Origin of the sequence: Arenibacter algicola (assembly GCF_018860365.1) — a bacterium.
In the GTDB taxonomy this organism is placed as follows: Bacteria; Bacteroidota; Bacteroidia; order Flavobacteriales; family Flavobacteriaceae; genus Arenibacter; species Arenibacter algicola_B.
Genome location: NZ_JAHKPO010000014.1, coordinates 192,098 through 209,647, shown reverse-complemented (window position 1 = coordinate 209,647; position 17,550 = coordinate 192,098). Strand labels below are relative to the sequence as shown.

The following is a 17,550-nucleotide window of genomic DNA, read 5'->3' as shown; positions in this document are numbered from 1 at the left end:
TTCCAATTGTGCTTCTGCACTATTAAGGCAAGTCTCATTCGAAATGAAATTTAATTAAATCTTATGATTTATTTATTTTAATGAAAAAAATTTAAAATATATTCAATAAAATTAGGAATTACGTAAAAAATTGTTAAATTATAAGATGTATCTAATAATTAAAACAAATATATGAGGCAACTTAAGATCACTAAACAAATTACGAACAGAGACACCAGATCCTTAGAAAAGTATTTTCAAGAAATATCAAAAATTGAATTGATTACCCCAGATGAGGAGGCGGAACTGGCCAAAAGAATTCGTGAAGGAGATCAAATTGCCCTTAATAAATTAGTAAATGCCAATTTACGTTTTGTGGTTTCTGCCGCAAAACAATATCAAGGTAAAGGATTACGCCTTTCCGATCTAATCAACGAAGGTAATATTGGCTTGGTCAAGGCGGCCAAACGTTTTGACGAAACCAGAGGTTTTAAATTTATCTCCTATGCCGTTTGGTGGATCAGGCAATCTATATTGCAAGCGATGTCCGAACATTCCCGTATGATACGATTGCCACTAAATAAAATTGGTGAAATTAGTAAAATAAACAAGGTATACTCTTCCTTGGAACAAACCTTTCAGCGTCCCCCAAGCGCCGTAGAGATTGCCAGGGAGCTAGATATGAGTCCCGCACAGGTGAAATTGGCGATTAAAAATTCCGGAAAGCATTTGTCCATGGACGCACCTTTTGAGGAAGGGGAATCCTCCAATTTATACAACGTAATAAAATCGAAAGAATCGAACAGTCCCGATACCAAAATGATGAAGGACTCACTAAGAACAGATATTGATATGGTGTTAAAAACACTTCCCAGTAGGGAAAGTGAAATTATTCGTCTGTACTATGGTATTGGGGAACAAAACCCTATGAGCCTTAGCCAAATTGGCGAACTCTTTGATATCACCAGGGAACGTGTACGGCAAATTAGCGCAAAAGCACTGCGGATCCTTCAAAACAAATCCCGTTCCGAAATTTTAAGGGCTTATTTATAATAGTACATAATCCACATTATTGGAATTAAAGCCGACTTTTAGAGTCGGCTTTACTATTTTATTCCCTCTTCCTAATTCATACTTCTAAAAACCTTCCCTTCTTTTATTTAGTTATAGGAATTGTGCTCCTTGTTGGCCAAAATAAAATACCACATTCTAGGCAGAAGTCCTTTTTTTGGAATTATTTCTTGAGCGATTTCATATCTATAACAAATCGATAATGTACATCGCTCTTCAGCATACGCTCATAGGCAACATTGATATCTTGCATTTTAATGATCTCAATGTCCGAAGTAATATTATGTTTTCCACAGAAGTCCAACAATTCCTGTGTTTCTGCTATCCCACCTATTAAAGATCCTGCCACTGCCCTTCTCCCCATAATCATAGGCACGGTTACCAGCATGGGATCCAGAGGCCCTAAATAGCCAACGACCACCAAGGTGCCATTGGTTGACAAAGTTCCAATGTACGGATTCAAATCATGTGCATAGGGAACTGTGTCTATAATAAGATCAAAATGGTTCATAACACTTTCCATCTGTGCTTCGTCGGTTGATATAATTACCTGGTGAGCACCCAGATCCAGACCATCCTGAACCTTATTTGGACTTCTGGAAAACAAGGTGACATCTGCCCCTAGGGCATTTGCAAGTTTAAGGGCCATATGCCCCAATCCTCCAAGACCTACCACTGCCACTTTACTCCCTTTGCCAACATTCCAATGTCTTAAAGGTGACCAAGTCGTGATTCCGGCACACAATACCGGTGCAATACCTGCCTGATCCAGATTTTTTGGCACACTCAGTACAAAGTCTTCATCTACAACTATAGTTTCGGAATAACCACCATGGGTAGGCGAATCCAAATGTTTATCGTACCCCCCATAGGTGCCGACCCATTGTGGACAATATTGCTCCAAATCATCCTTACAATTGTTACAGGTCCTACAGGAATCTACCAAACATCCTACAGCAACCAGGTCGCCTACTTTATACTTTGCGGCTCCAGACCCAACTTGGGTTACTCTTCCCACAATTTCATGACCCGGTACTACAGGGTATTGGGTCATGCCCCAATCATTTCGCGCAAAATGTAAATCGGAATGACAAACACCACAAAAAAGAATATCGATCTCTACGTCTTTTGCAGTAACCGATCGTCTATTGATCTTTAATTGTTCCAAATCGGATTCGGCGGACTTTGTTCCGTAGGCCTTAATAGTTTTCGTGCACATGATGTTTTTGATTTAGAAGGATAAATTGGTGAGTATTGAATATAGAAAACATAACCACTCGGATCTGAAAATTAGCGGCTTACATTTATTTTGATTAACAATGGTTTTTCCATCACTTTTAGGTACCTACCATATCTTAATTCTCTCAGCTTCGGGTTTGTAATTACGATCCCCTGGTTCAACATTGAAAGCATCGTAAAATGGCGTAAAGTTCATTAAGGGTCCATTTACCCGCCAAATAGGTGGCGAATGCGGATCGGTAATTACATAGTTGCGCAAGAATTCCTCGCGCATTTTTACCCGCCAAATATTGGCTAAGGAGAGAAAAAAACGCTGATCTGGGGTATAACCCCCAATTTTGGTGGAATTCTGCCCCTGTTCGGTTAGCTTAAACGCATCATAGGCAATGGCAATCCCCGCGTTATCGGCCGTGTTTTCCCCAACCGTCAACGCCCCCTTTAAATGGATACTATCCAAAACAGTGAAGGTTGAATAAAGGTCTATGATCTTTTGCGTTTTGGCCTTGAACTGCGTGTAATCGTGCTCTGTCCACCAATTGGCAACATTTCCATTTTTGTCATATTGCGCCCCTTGATCATCAAAGGCATGTGTAAACTCATGACCTATTACCATTCCAATGCCACCGTAATTCACGGCATCGTCCGCATACAGATCAAAATATGGAGCTTGTAATATTCCTGCGGGAAACACAATTTCGTTCAACGCTGGATTGTAATAGGCCGTAACCGTAGACGGGGTAGTGTGCCACTCGTCCCGGTTGGGCGCCTTATTAAGTTGCTTAAGTTCGTATTGATATTCATCTTCTTGCAAGGCCACCACATTTTCAAAGAACTTATCCCGATCTATAACCGCATCATAGGTTCTCCACACATCCGGATAGCCTATTTTTTTGTTGATGGCATATAACTTGTCCTTGGCCTTAAGCTTGGTACTATCACCCATCCAATCTAGGTCAGCTATACGTTTCTCCAATACTTTCTGAAAATTATTTACCAGATCCAGGGCCCGCTTTTTGGCATCTTCCTTAAAGTAACGCTTTACATATAATTGCCCCAAGGCAAAACCTATTTGATCATCTACGCGGCGTACCATCTGCTTTGCCCTTGATTGCTGTTGTGCCTGTCCTGACAATACTTTGCTATATTCAAAAGCAGCATCCCTAAAGGGTGTGCTTAAAAAATTGGCATGTGAATCCATGGAGTGTGCTTTAAGATACCATTTCCAATGGGCCAATGGCACCTTGGTCAGCAACTTGTTCAAGGTATCGTAATAATCGGGTTGTGAGACATCCAAAGAATCAATCTCCGCACCTAAATTTGACAATAGCCTCTTCCAACCCAGGTTGGGATGTTTTTGGTCCAGTTCGGAAACGGCTATTTTGTGATAGTTCTCCTTAATGATCCTTTGTTCTATGCGGGTCTTGTGGGATTGTGCCAATTGTTTTTCTATATCGTAAACGATAGCGGCCAAGGCTTTGGGATCCTTTTCCCCTACCAATTTAAACAGCGAGGCCAGATATGTTTTGTAAGCCTCCTGAATACCTTTTACCGAAGCATCTTCCTGAAAATAATAATCCCGATCGGGCATGCCCAATCCAGTCTGGGCAACATGTAAAATATTAAGGGAGCTATTCTCCTGATCGGGAGAAACATAGGGTGCAACCATGGAATAATCCCCGGACTTGATCTGGGCAGCTACAAAATCCATCACAGCTGAAATATCCGTAATTGCCTCTATTCTATCCAAGATGGGTTGTATAGGTGTAATTCCTCTTGCATCAATACTCAGGGTATCCATCCCTGAGGCATAAAAATCGCCCACCTTTTGTTCTATACTCCCTTTAGGGTGCTCTTGCTGGGACACTTCCTGCAAAATATTTCTGAGTAATTCCTGCTGTGGAATATTTAAAAATCGATAGGACCCTACTCCAACCTGGTCCTCTGCAATTACAGCTTTATCGAACCATTTTTTATTAACATGATTAAAGAAATCATCCCCGGGTCTTATGGAATCTGTAATACCATCGAAGACAACAGTTTTATTATCGGTTTGAAGATCGGTTTTATTGGAAGACTCATTTTTACAGGAAAGACATAACCAGAAAATCAAAGAGACATAACATAGCGTTTTCATAACAGAATTGTTTTGTTTGCTCTAAGATATGTTTTTCTTATTATTTGACTATGGGATTAAGGTCATAGATGGCAATAAATGTTGTTATGATAAACAACAGGTTATGCTTAGATGGATGAAGGTCTTTTCTTGGATTATGTATTGTATACCATTTAAGGGCAAGGTGATTCAGCAACCTTTACAGGCGAAACACTCCCTTTCCATACACATGCAGTATCTGCCTTTGGGATTGTTAAGTAGAAGACGGATGCAATCCCTGCAATTGAACTAGTATACTACGCAAAAAAAAAGAGGATAATTAAACAAGTAATTACCCTCCTTCTCACTAATCAACCAATCTAACCATCTTTATTCCATATCTATAAAGCCTACTACTTCGTAGGCCCTGGTGCCATTTATTTGTACCTTTTCGTAAAGGATACTGGCATATTCATAATATTCCATTCCATCTATAGCTACTTTTTCGTAATCTTCCGGAAGCTCATACACTATGGTACCTAATTCAGGTTCTACAACTTCATATTCATTATTTATTTGAACATAAAAGACCCCTTGGGCATTATAATAATTGTAATTATTATAATTGACCCGCTTATAACCTGAGGGTAAGCTATTTAATCTGAATCCTATTTTAGGAGCAATTTCAATATACCTTCCACTGGATTGTGTATAATACTTGTTGTTGGCATAATAGTAGTCCTGCCCTTTATACTTAATAACTTTTTTATTGGGTACTGAACGCACCGAAACTACTTTTCGCATTGGAGTTTTATAAGTAACCTTTGTGCTGGGAACTTTATTATACACCGTTTTCCTTACAGTGGTTGTCTTGGTATCCCTATTGGTTTTGGAATTTGAGTTACCTACGGATTGCCCGGAAGCTTGTGTTACAAACGCAAGGGCAAGTAAAACTGATAAACTGTATATTCTAATAAATGCTTTCATAATCTCTAAGATTTTGGGTTCCAATTGTTGGATATACGTAGTCATTGCAACGTATTGATAAACCAAAGGTATACGTACGCTATAGAAATATGAAAGCAAATAGACAATGGCTGGATTTCTATCTATGAATATTGGAATTTAACAGATTAAAAGGAAAGGGCTACTAGTAAATGTTGGGTATTACCAGTTGTAAACCAAGAATGTTTGGTTGGTAGTGTTCACTTACCGCTACCGGTTAATGAACTAAAAGATCATTGGTTTTAACGACCATGACCTCCCCTTCCCAACTGAAATAGTTTGGAAATCCTTGTAATGAGAACTTTTTAATATTTTTTTAAGGGAGATACCATTTATTGGATAAGAACCTCAAGACGAAATTACCCCTAGGAAATCCAAATTAGATATACTTTCCCGTCTATTCTGGAGATATGGCACTGAATTCAGATATAGAATAATTCCCAGAAACGTCCTTACTTATAACTTCTACGGTATATAGCATATTTGGAGAAGTTGCTATGGGATCCAGCGTGTCAACAGTTAAATCATTAAATTCCGCAATGGTCTCTCCCTCTTCCTTCACCACAACATCATATGTCAAAACATCACCATCCTCATCTTTGCCAATCCATGAGGTATTAAGATCGGCGGTGGTAACATCAAATATAATGGCAATTTCGGCCGCATAGGGCACATAATTACCTACAGGAGTACCTGGAGCGGCAAAAGACATGGTATCACTATTGGTTTGTCCGTCGCTGTTTTTTGAGATTATGTTCCATGTATATACCTTGCCTCTATTCAGTGTCACTTTAGCTACCAATGCATTAAATATATTTCTAAAAACCTCATTACCACCTTCGTTCACCACCAATTCATAATTCTGGGCATATTCTGCTTCCTGCCAGCTAAAGGAAATACTTACTTGAGCGTCGTTGCCTGAAACCGCTTCATAGTCGGAACAAGGCTCGCCGTTTACTGGTAAAATTCCAATTGCCTTAGTAGGAGGATTAACTTCTTTGACTATTGGTTCTTTTGCACTATCACTGCCACCACTACAGGAAAATAGTAGAGAGGATAAAACTAAAATCGCATTGATTATAATTGATTTTGTCATTTTCATTTCTTAATGATCTTTATTGATTCCTCTGTATTATCAGTTCTTATTTTAAGTATATACAAACCTGATTCCAAAGAAGAGATATCCAAAATATTTGTCTGTTGTTGGTAATCTATTACTTTGATCAATTTCCCTTCTAAATTGAAAATCATTACATTCAAGAAATTTCCTTTACTTAAAAGGTGAATGTAATCCGAGGAAATCGTAGGGAAGACCTGTATTGAGTCACCTATATAGAAACTGTCGGTAATGTGACCTTGGCAATCGCTCTCTCCAAAAATCGAAACATCTGTTTTACCAGATAGACCGTCTATAAAGATGGTTTGATCTCCAAGATCGTCAAAAGTAAAATTCATTAGCTGTCCGTTCACCAGTACCTCATATTTTTTACTACCCGAAACGTTGTAGGAAACAGTTCTTGCTGTAAGGTCCAACGCTTCTCTTTTTCCACTTACAGAAGTCAGCCCATTAATGGCAACGCCATAAGTTTGTTGAAAGAGAATCTCAGGAATAGCAATAGTAACAGTATAGGAACCGACAGGCAATTGATCAATTTTAAAGGGTTCATGGGATGCAACGCTTTTAAATTGATTGGAAATTCCTTCGCCCGAAATGGATATATCCAGCAAATATTCTGTTTCATTCATGGATATTTCAATACTCCCATCGTTACTGCCCGTACAACTTGGCGTTATGGCATAAACCTTAACACCGTCTGAAGGTACAATATCACAACCATTACTATCGACTTCCATGCCTGGTCGGGTACTCAAACAAAGATCATACTGGTCCAAAACTCCATCCAAGTCATTGTCTTCGTTACAATAAGGAACTTTACCGCCATCCGTTATGATCCAACCATAATTATCAATAAGGCTTTGCCTTGCTAATTCTCCATCGCAATACTGGCTGTTATTCATAAATAATAAAACATTGCTTTGTAACACCGGTATATTGCTCCAACCAATAAGGGTTTTGTCATAGTTTTCTAATGATAGTCCTCCACCAGAGAAAAGATGATCCATCGTTGTAACCATACTTACATCCCATTTTCCTAGGTTCTGGTCAAAGGAAGATGCCCCATTGAACATTCCTCCAATAGAAGTCACTTTGCCCATATTCCAATCTGAAATATCTTGATTAAAAGAAGTAGCTTTTCCAAACATACCGCTCATATCAGTAACATTTGACACATCCCATTGGCTCAAGGGCTTGTTGTACGAAGTGGCCTCGACGAACATTATAGCCATTTGAGTTACACTGGAAACATCCCAAATGTTTAAAGGCTGATTAAAACTAGTTGCTCTTTCAAACATTCCACTCATATCAGTAACAGCACTCACATCCCAACTCGATATATCCTGATTAAACGTCTCTGCCCCTGCGAACATTACGTTCATTGATGTCACGCTTGAAACATCCCAATTTCCGATATCCTGATTAAAGGACGCTGCACCCGAAAACATAGCGCCCATATGTTGCACATTACCAACGTTCCAAGAAGAAATATCCTGGTTAAAGGAACTGGCCCCTCCAAACAAGGCATGCATTGATGTTAGGTGATCAACTTCCCATTTTCCGACTGGCTGATCAAAGGCTTTGGCACCAACAAACATACCGTCTATGAATTCAACATTACCTATATCCCAATTGGAGATATCACTATTAAAATTAATTGCATCGGAAAACATGAATGATAAATAAGTTGCATTGGAAACATCCCAATCACCTATATCCTGATTAAACAGGCTTGCCCCATCGAACATATTGCCGAAATTCGTAATAGAGCCTACCTTCCAATCGGAGAAGGAATCATTTCCTACCAAGGCTTCACAAAACCTGAACATCCCAATTGCAGAACTAACCTTTTCCAAATTTGGAATATCGGTAGCCAATACATCTAGATTAGAGCAGTGTGTGAAAGCATTATCCATGGAAGTCCATTCCCCTAAACCCCACTGGTCTATGGAAACAATTTTGTCCGAATCTTGGGTCGTTCCATAAAAATCATTAAAGTATATTCTAGGAAATTGCCCGTATACGGATACTGTATACGTTCCAGGTACTGCATATTGGTGAGTTATATTTCCTGTAATCCCTGTATCACTGTTACCATCGCCCCAATCTACAGAGTAATTGTAGATTTCACCTGGAGCTGTAGGAATACGTATTCTATCATCACTGGTAGCACCAGGGTTATCTGTCTTCCAAGTAGTTACAAAATGACAATCGGTGTTGGCACCTGCATCGGAAATAGTCCATCCATAGGTATCGATAATTGCTTGTCGGGCCCAATCTGAGCTGCAATATTGGCTATTTCCAGCATCAAAAACCAGATTATTTTGAAGATTGGTTAAGCCGCTCCAACCTTTTAATAGACTATCATAGTTTTTTGTTGATAAAGTAACACCGGATAAAATAGATGTCATATCTACAACATTACTTACATCCCAATTTCCCAGATCTTGATCAAAAGAAAAAGCTCTTCCAAACATCCTGGCCATATCGGTGACACTTGAGACATCCCATTCCCCTATGTCTTGATTGAAAAGGGGAGCATCATAAAACATGACGGCCATACTAGTGACATTTGAAACATCCCATCCATCTAGCCTTTGGTTAAATGCTTGGTTACCCAAGAACATTCCTTCAGTTCTTTTAACATTGGAAACATCCCAATTTGAAATATCTTGATTAAAACTATTGGCAGAATTGAACATGTAACCCATATCATTGACTTTAGATACATTCCAATCTCCTATGTCTTGGTTAAATGAACTGGCACGGTTAAATAAGCCCGACATACGAATAACATTGGATACATTCCATGAAGAAATATCTTGATTAAAAGAATAAGCTCCTGCAAACATGGATCCCATGTCCGTTACATTATCAACATACCAATTGCTTATATCCTGGTTAAATAATGGGCAGTCAATAAAAACACCAAACATCCCTGTTATATTGCTTACATCCCATTCGGAAAAACTAGCATTGCCAATTAATTTGGTACACCCTCTAAACATGTAACCCATATTCCTGACATTGGATAAATTTGGGGTATCGGTAGCTAGGATATCTAAATTTGAGCATTTTGTAAACGCATCTTCCATTGAAGTCCAGTTTATATCTCCCCATTGATCAATAGATATAAGCTTCTCATAGTCCTTTATTTCATCAACGGGGAAATAGTTGAAATACATTCGTGGAAAGTTACCTGTAATGGATATTTCATAAGTACCAACTGCGGCATAGGAATGTGTTATGTCCCCTGTTACATTGGTATTAGAGGACCCATCCCCCCAATCAATGGTATAATTATAGGTTTCACCCGGAAAAGTTGGAATAGTGACTTGGTAACTATCAGAAATACCGGGGTTGTTGGTCTTCCAGGTACTAATAAATGGGCAGTCTTCCCCAGCATCGGTAATTATCCAACCCTTGGTATCTATTAAGGCTTGCCTTTCTGCAAAAGACTTGCAAAAACTACTATTACCTCCATCAAATACCAAATTTGGTTTTAATGATGGTATACTGCTCCATCCCTGAATTAAACTATCGTAATTTTTTGAAGATAATTTTGCCCCAGTGAATATATTATTAACATTTTCTACATTTTCAATATTCCAACTTCCCAAATCCCGGTCAAAATTACTTGCCCCATCAAACATAGAGGCCATGTTGGTTACCTTACCAACATCCCAAATCCCGATTGGCTGATCAAAAACTACGGCATCCATGAATAGTTCCGACATGTTCGTTACATTGCCAACTTCCCAATTTGAAATATTTTGATTAAAGGATGATGCGCCCCGGAACATAGAATTCATTAATGTTACGCTCTGTACATTCCAATTACTGATATTTTGATTAAAATTGGTAGCCCATCTAAACATGGCATCCATTCGTTCTACCTTGCCAACATCCCATGAGGACATATTTTGGTTATATGATGTACTCTGCTGGAACATACTGCGCATATCAGTTACTTTGGACACGTCCCAATTATCAATTTCTTGATCAAAAGAACTTGCTCCACTGAACATATACCCCATATTTGTTACAGAACTCACATCCCAATTTCCTATATCTTGATTGAATGAAGATGCCCTTGAAAACATGCCACCTATAAATGTTGCCGAACTTAGAATCCAATTGTTTAAAGGCTGATTAAACTTGGTGGCACCATTGAACATGGAGTTAAAAGATTGTACATTAGAGACATTCCAATTATTCAATGGGCTATTGAATTCTTTGGCATCGAAGAACATGGTACCCATGTCCGTAACATTACTCACATCCCAGTCATTAAAAGAAGAATTGCCTACCAGATTACTACATTCACGGAACATAGCTTGGACACTGGTGACATTCGACAAATTCGGCACATCGGTTGCATTGACATCCATGTTTGCACACCCATAAAATGCTCCTGACATGGAGGACCATACTATGTTACCCCATTGCTCAATGGCAAGTAACTTCTTCTCATCGGCAGCAATTGGGTTTCCCGTCTCGTAGTTAAAATAAATTCTTGGAAAAACCCCAGTAATCGAAACTTGATAGGTTCCCGCACTGGCATAGGTGTGGGTAATATTCCCCACAACATTTAAATCCGAGGTGCCATCTCCCCAGTCCACTGAATAATCATAGTTTTCTCCGGGATAGGTTGGAATTGTAATCTGGTTATCCTCTGAAATTCCTGGATTATTCGTTTTCCAGGTCGTGATGAATTCCGATTGTGCCGAAACGGCAAAATGGAAAAAGCTCAAAAGAGCTAAAAAGTAGATTTTTTTCATGCAAGGGTATTACGGTACCAACTTACATTTTGTTTCTGACATTTCAATGACCTCTCGTTATTCTGTCTGCTTTTTCCTGTTAAATGTTCTTAAGAACAACTATATAAATCAACATCATAAGGGTGTTGTCGTTTCGCTTTAGTAATGATACAATCAGAAATGCATCTTCATCCCCTCATGGCTGTCCTTAAAACCAAGTTTTGTATAAAAGGCTATTGCCGATGGCCTTTTCTTGTCCGTGGTTAACTGCAATATATGGGCATTTCTTTCTATTGCCCTATTTATGGCCCATTTAAACATTTTGGTTCCAATGCCCGTTCCCCTTTGATCCTTCCTAATTCTCACAGCTTCGATCTGGGCTCTTACACCACCACGATAGGTGAGGTATTGGATAAAGGATAATTGTAAGGTGCCTACCACCTCCCCCACTTCATTTTCCACAACTATAAGTTCCTGGTTGTTATCGCTATTTATGTTCGCAAAAGCTCTATAATACTCCTCTGGCAGGGGTGTTTTGAAATTCTCCCTTGTTTTTCCCAACTCATCATCGGCAATCATTTCTACAATTGCTATAACATCGTTCTCTGTTGCTTTTCTAAATTTCATTTTTATTTCTGTTAACTGTTCCTTTAAACTTTTCAACCATTAATAGGTACAAAACCAATATAAAGGCCATTCCAAATCCTAAAACACCAATATTGATTCCCAATAATGTTTTTTCACTTCCATCCAAATATTTCATGGAACCACCATAAGCATTCTTTAAGCCATAAGCCAATAAGAAGCCCCCTGTTACCAATAAACTTAAAATACCACTGATCTTGGTTTCCTTTTTAACCCATACCAACCACAGACATAGCAACCCTATTCCGGAATTTGTAATTAATTGCCATACCTCATGAATTCTAACATGGGGAGTCCAATTGGGATTGAAAACATGGGTTTCATTAATTTCCAAAAAAGGAACCACAATGGCATAAAGAAGGATACTGAAGGTAATTATTGATTTTCTCATGTAATTATAAATTATCATACAATTTTTCAGTGGCCTTTTTTAGATCAGCACTTGGTAGAAACTGATCTGCTATAGTAAGTATGGCATTCATATTATCACGCAATCTATCTAATTCAATATCACCTGGTTTGATAGCTGTCTGCAATAAATGTAGTGCCATATCCGCCAGAAGTATACGCTGTTTTTCCAACCACTCCGTATCACCTTTATTCGCGGGATTATTCAAATAACTAGTTTCAACTTGACTATGCAACTCCCAACTAATATCCAATATTTTTATTTTTTCTTCTTTAGTCATCTTTTTTAATCATCGATTTATTAAAATAAGTTGCCTCTTCAAAATCTCGGATGTTCATGGATAGAATCGGAACTTCCGGAAACATTTGCTTTAATTTGGTTACCAATGTTTTAGATAACATAGCCTTTTGATGTACCGTTCGCCCTTCCATAATATTGGCAAAAATGTGAACAAAATCATTGGTAGAGTTCCCTACATTGTAATATTTAAATGGATTGATCCTCACCTTTATATCCCCATGATCAAATAATTCGGTAGACTCGGCGGCATCATATACATTTTGCATAATCTCCTGAGGTGATTTTAATGAAACAATGTTTTCCGAACAATCTATTATAAAATGTGGCATACGTTTAAGGTTTTAATAATTCTTTCCCGTTATCACTTACTGTATTTTGTAAAGAAGGTGAATTCCAAATCCCTGTATCTGTAGTTTCCTTTACATATTCCGTGAAATCTTTTGGTTTTCTTCCCAACACTTTTTCTATATCATGGGTAATCTCCGCATTGTCCGGATTACCCAGAACCTCTGTAAACAAGTACTCTATCAGCCAAATATAATCGGCAGGGACTCCCTGTTGTTTCATTACTTGGGTATAGGCCGACAGGGCTATTGGCGTAAATGCAATGTCCCTTCCAGTGGCTTCCGAAATTTCCTGGATCACTTCTTTAAAGGTAAGTTGTCTTGGACCGGTAAGTTGGTAAATCTCTCCATTGTGCTTTTCGTTCAGCAAGGCAGCTACAGCCACATCGGCAATGTCATCCGTATCCACGTAGGGAACTTTAACATCTGCCTGTGGCAAGGCTACAAAGCCCTCCAAAATAGGCTCCAGGAAAAAACTTTCACTAAAATTTTGATTAAACCAACTAGCCCTAACAATAGTATAATCCAGACCAGAATGGATCACCACTTGTTCACAGAGTTCAGCTTCGCGCTCCCCTTTTCCAGATAAGAGCACTACCTTTTTCACGCCCGATTGTTTGGCTTTTCTGATCAGTTCCTCTATTGCCTCCAAAGCTCCCGGAACTGCTAGGTCTGGTTGAAAGGTGATATAAACCTTGTCTATCCCTTTCAAGCTCTCTGACCATGTTTCTGGTTGTTCCCAATCAAAGGCCGGGAAAGCCGATCTGGAACCTATCCTGACCTTATGACCCGCCTTAATTAATCTATTTACTACTTTGCGGCCCGTTTTTCCGGTACCGCCGATGACTAAAATATTACTCCTGTTTTTCATTTTTATTTGTTTTAAAATTATTGTTTAGAATTTGGGGACATCTATTAAATACTGTTCTTAGCGGCCTGTATTAATGCCAATAGAAGAAAGAGAAAGGAAATAACCGAGGTGATGGTCCTTATAAGGTGCAAACGATTCCATTTTAGTTCGAAGCTTTCCCTCAATCGTCCCAATTCATTTTTGCTTGCCGTATTCAAATCGACTTTATCCAACATCTCGTTTAAAGGAACATTCCCGAAAATAGTGACCAGCACTACTCCAAAGAAGTAAGTAGCCGCGGCCAAAACCAATAGCCACATAAGTGTAGCCGGACTTCCTTTGAACCAATACAAACAGATAAACCCGAGTATGGAAGGACCAAAGAACACCACAAAGAACAGGGGATTTATTATGGTTCTGTTCATTTGTTGAAAGGACATCAAATAGCCCTGGTCATCCAACCTTCCAATTCCGGGGGTAATGGCATTGGTCCAAGTGAAGCACAGTCCCGCCGATAGACCGGTCAATATTATCAATACACTGATTAATATAGTTTCAAGTGTGATATCCATGGCCTTAATTCTTTAGAAGTTTAGTTTTTGGGTATACACGGGCATACCAGTACAACACGGATACCAATAAAAACTCGGCCGCTATGATCCAGAATCCCAAGGAGGTAAAAAAGCTAAAATGACTACCTCCTTTTGGGATTACGAAGAAGGGGACCGTGATTAAGGCATCCAATATAACAGCAGTCAATAACATGGTTTGCCCCACCAGATATCCATGGGTTTGAAGGTCCTTTTTATAGTAGAAAGTACAGCCCAACCAGACCAGTGGAATAACCACAACAAACAACACAAGATTTGCCTGTGCATCTTTATTTTCCAAGATGGGTACATAGTAAGAAACCGAATAAAAAAGGATGGCAATAATCCAAATGACTATACCAATAAGTAGTGCACGTTTAATTTTCATGACTTTTATTTTTTAAAGTTACATGCCAAAATTATTGGAGTGCGCTCAGGACGGGTTGTCCCAAATGGAGTAAGATTTGTTCGAAAGGGAATTTACTTGATCTGACTAGGTCTATAGCCAAACTTTTTTGCGAAGGCGTTGGAAAATGAGCTTAGACTATCATAGCCTACATGCCAGGCAGCTTCCTGTACCGTAGCATCCTGATTGCGGATCAACTTATGAGCCAAGGTCAATCGTTCGTTTTGAAGGTATTTGAACACGGGAACGCCAAAATATGCCTTAAAGTCCTTTTTTAATTTAAAGGTGTTTAACCCTATTTGTTTGGAAAGTTCAGTTAGGGAAGGAGGGTTATCAATATTTTCCAATAAGATATCTTTGGCCCAATTGAGTTTACTGCGTTCCTGGGGATTTATTTTTTCTGTTTTTAAGCTGGCCAATTGACCAAAAAAATGGGAAATCAAAGTTGTTATCTGACTTCGGAAAAACATCATTTTGGTTTTTCCTTCATATTTAATATTGAATAAGCCATCTACAATGGCTTGCATTTCCGGGGTCATAATGAAATGGGGACCTTCCACATAATGATCGGAGGGGTTGACCAGCTCTGCCAACATATCTCCGAATAACTCCCCCTCTTGGTTGGGAAGTTTATCCAATGCTTTTATGGAGGTGGCTATAACCAAGCATTCCAATGGCTTGGCGGAGGAGACAGTATGTATGAATTCTACTTTATCATCTGCGAAAAAAGATAGGGCCAAACCCTTGGTATGATTGAAGTCTTTTTGTTTGTTCCCATATTTTACCTTCAAATCAACATTACCAGAACCATAAAAAGCAACGGCGATCAAAGGCTCTTCAAAGGAGCATGAATCTATGGTAGCCTCATTTACTTTGGCTTCTTCTACCAAAATAATAAAGTCGTTTATATCTATAATATCCCTTGTCATACAGTTATTAGCGAATTTACAAAATTTTAGATTTTAAATTTTTCACTGCTGTAAGATTCCAATAATTTAAAAAAACAAAAAATCCAGCCACTTTTGCAAGTAGCCGGATTTCGGTCGGGGGAACAATAAAAATTAATAAACCTGTAGGTTCATCAACTCAAAAAAAACTAATCGTTCAAATAATTATTTACTGCTGTTGCTCGTGCGCTAACGTGACTATTTAATTGACTTATGGCAGCCTGAAAATCGGCACTTGAACTTAGAAATGAATACCCGGAAACTTCAAGGTTGGCATACGGTTCTACCAATGCCGAATAGACCGCATATTTGGATTGCATAGTACTCACATTAAAGGCATTATCCACCACTTCCTGTATATAGGCATCATACTGTGCCCTATAGGTGGCATCTTCATATAGATAACCTATCAATGGCCATTCAGTGTCATTTAGATCGGAGAAATCCAAAGCTAATGACCCTTCCCTATTACCATTTTGCAAAGCCTCGTTATTATCCCATGGAATCCATGATAATTTCTCCGTATCGGGATTATTGTACAGATAATAATTATGCGACATTCTACCATAAGTATCCCAATTTTGAATTACGGTATTTACAGCCAAATATTTCAAAAAGGTATCAGTATCAAAAACACTTTCCAAATTGGCACGCCAGGTTTCGGGATCCGTTGTTCTATCCGCTGCATGCAAAGCCGTAAAGACACTTTGTATATCGCTAAAATCGGCTTCATCTTCATTGGTCTTCTTTACAAATACATCTTCGGTGAAGGTACCCTGTGCAAAACTGGCACCGGTGCCATCAGGTTTGTATAAATTACCATCATTATCCGAAAACTGGGTATCTATTACCGTGTCATCCACTTCTTCTACCAAAGTATATACTCCAAAATATTGGGGACCATCGCCATGATCCACGTAAACGGCATAAAATGCGGCGTGTGAACTGGCTATACCGGCATCCCTGAAAACATCGGTAGCCACCTTTTCCCTTAGCATGGATTTGTCATTGTAGTTATTTTTCAAACTCAATTTCTTAAATCCATAAAAACGTTGATTGTCTATTTGGGGATATTGATCTTCAAATTCATCAAAATCAAGCTTAAATGACAATTTTAGGATACCACTGCTCCAGCTAGACTGTAAACTGGAGTTGCCTTTAAAGCGCACTCCAACCCTGTACCATTCCTTGCCGTTGTACAACACCTCTCCGGGTACAAAAATAGGATCCTCATCAACCTCTACCAATCCTCCTCCACCAGGACCTCCACTACCACCAAACGCCCCATATAGTGAGGTCATATCATCCAACATACTCTGCCAACGCTCTTCTGTGATGACTATATCCATACGCTTTACAGCCTCATCCTCAAAAACTTCATCAAAATTTGGATCGGCCGATTTGCTATGCGTATCATCGGTCCAGTCCAGGGCTTCAAAATCGGCGTCGGAATAGGTTTCTACATAAGTTTCACTTTCTGTTACCACTTCCCCCTCTTCCTCTACTGCCGTATTTTCTACCGCATCGTTGGAGCAGGAAAACACCAACAATAATTGCATCATTAATAAAAACAATAAGTTTACTTTTCTCATCATTATATACTTTATTAGGACTATTATTACCTTACAAAGATGTAGATTGGAACAACATGAATTTTAAGGAATCAGTGAATGGCCTATTCTTTTAAGTGAATAGGGATATATAATTGGTGGGTAAATTATGGGATCTCCGTAAAAGTGATAAGCCTTGGACAAGATTATTATATATTTTACCCATAGGTCTACATCATCGGTACA

15 protein-coding genes are annotated in these 17,550 nt (G+C 38.8%); 1 reads left to right on the top strand and 14 read right to left on the bottom strand.

The annotated features are described in order from the left end of the window. Positions 1-171 precede the first annotated feature (171 nt). Complete coding sequence (locus KO529_RS12210; RefSeq protein ID WP_215948160.1) at positions 172-1,032, top strand: sigma-70 family RNA polymerase sigma factor; 861 nt, start codon at positions 172-174, stop codon at positions 1,030-1,032. A 181-nt stretch (positions 1,033-1,213) separates the two neighbouring features. On the opposite strand, the gene KO529_RS12205 is transcribed toward KO529_RS12210, so the two are convergent. From KO529_RS12205 to KO529_RS12140, 14 genes are all read right to left on the bottom strand, one after another. After that, entirely contained in the window at positions 1,214-2,269 is a 1,056-nt protein-coding gene (locus KO529_RS12205) for an NAD(P)-dependent alcohol dehydrogenase (RefSeq protein ID WP_215948159.1), read from the bottom strand. 126 nt (positions 2,270-2,395) lie between these two features. Beyond that, a complete protein-coding gene (locus tag KO529_RS12200; RefSeq protein ID WP_215948158.1) occupies positions 2,396-4,423 on the bottom strand; it encodes a M13 family metallopeptidase in 2,028 nt (675 codons plus the stop codon). Positions 4,424-4,771: 348 nt separating this feature from the next. Beyond that, on the bottom strand, positions 4,772-5,368 hold the full coding sequence (locus KO529_RS12195; protein ID WP_215948157.1) for a DUF6515 family protein: 597 nt from the start codon (positions 5,366-5,368) through the stop codon (positions 4,772-4,774). A 415-nt stretch (positions 5,369-5,783) separates the two neighbouring features. Beyond that, positions 5,784-6,482: a hypothetical protein gene (locus KO529_RS12190; RefSeq protein WP_215948156.1), complete on the bottom strand. Its 699-nt coding sequence runs from the start codon at positions 6,480-6,482 to the stop codon at positions 5,784-5,786. A gap of 2 nt (positions 6,483-6,484) precedes the next feature. Beyond that, positions 6,485-11,284 carry a BspA family leucine-rich repeat surface protein gene (locus KO529_RS12185; protein WP_215948155.1) on the bottom strand — a complete coding sequence of 1,600 codons (4,800 nt, stop codon included), beginning with the start codon at positions 11,282-11,284 and terminating at the stop codon, positions 6,485-6,487. 153 nt (positions 11,285-11,437) lie between these two features. Next, complete coding sequence (locus KO529_RS12180) at positions 11,438-11,890, bottom strand: GNAT family N-acetyltransferase (RefSeq protein WP_215948154.1); 453 nt, start codon at positions 11,888-11,890, stop codon at positions 11,438-11,440. After that, positions 11,880-12,299, bottom strand: a complete 420-nt coding sequence (locus KO529_RS12175) for a hypothetical protein (RefSeq protein ID WP_215948153.1) — start codon at positions 12,297-12,299, stop codon at positions 11,880-11,882. The genes KO529_RS12180 and KO529_RS12175 overlap by 11 nt, the downstream gene beginning before the upstream one ends. 4 nt (positions 12,300-12,303) lie before the next feature. Continuing rightward, positions 12,304-12,597: a hypothetical protein gene (locus KO529_RS12170; protein WP_215948152.1), complete on the bottom strand. Its 294-nt coding sequence runs from the start codon at positions 12,595-12,597 to the stop codon at positions 12,304-12,306. Beyond that, positions 12,590-12,946: a 5-carboxymethyl-2-hydroxymuconate Delta-isomerase gene (locus KO529_RS12165; RefSeq protein ID WP_215948151.1), complete on the bottom strand. Its 357-nt coding sequence runs from the start codon at positions 12,944-12,946 to the stop codon at positions 12,590-12,592. Before KO529_RS12165 ends, KO529_RS12170 begins: the two co-directional genes overlap by 8 nt. A 4-nt stretch (positions 12,947-12,950) precedes the next feature. Continuing rightward, entirely contained in the window at positions 12,951-13,832 is an 882-nt protein-coding gene (locus KO529_RS12160; protein ID WP_215948150.1) for an NmrA family NAD(P)-binding protein, read from the bottom strand. A 44-nt stretch (positions 13,833-13,876) separates the two neighbouring features. Further along, positions 13,877-14,383 (bottom strand): anthrone oxygenase family protein, encoded by a 507-nt coding sequence (locus KO529_RS12155; protein WP_215948149.1) that lies wholly within the window; start codon positions 14,381-14,383, stop codon positions 13,877-13,879. A gap of 4 nt (positions 14,384-14,387) precedes the next feature. Further along, positions 14,388-14,789 (bottom strand): DUF5367 family protein, encoded by a 402-nt coding sequence (locus tag KO529_RS12150; protein WP_215948148.1) that lies wholly within the window; start codon positions 14,787-14,789, stop codon positions 14,388-14,390. Positions 14,790-14,881: 92 nt separating this feature from the next. Next, a complete protein-coding gene (locus tag KO529_RS12145) occupies positions 14,882-15,736 on the bottom strand; it encodes a helix-turn-helix transcriptional regulator (protein ID WP_215948147.1) in 855 nt (284 codons plus the stop codon). Between the two features lie 167 nt (positions 15,737-15,903). Next, positions 15,904-17,349, bottom strand: coding sequence for a CotH kinase family protein (locus KO529_RS12140; protein WP_252734387.1), 1,446 nt, complete (start codon positions 17,347-17,349; stop codon positions 15,904-15,906). Positions 17,350-17,550 lie beyond the last annotated feature (201 nt).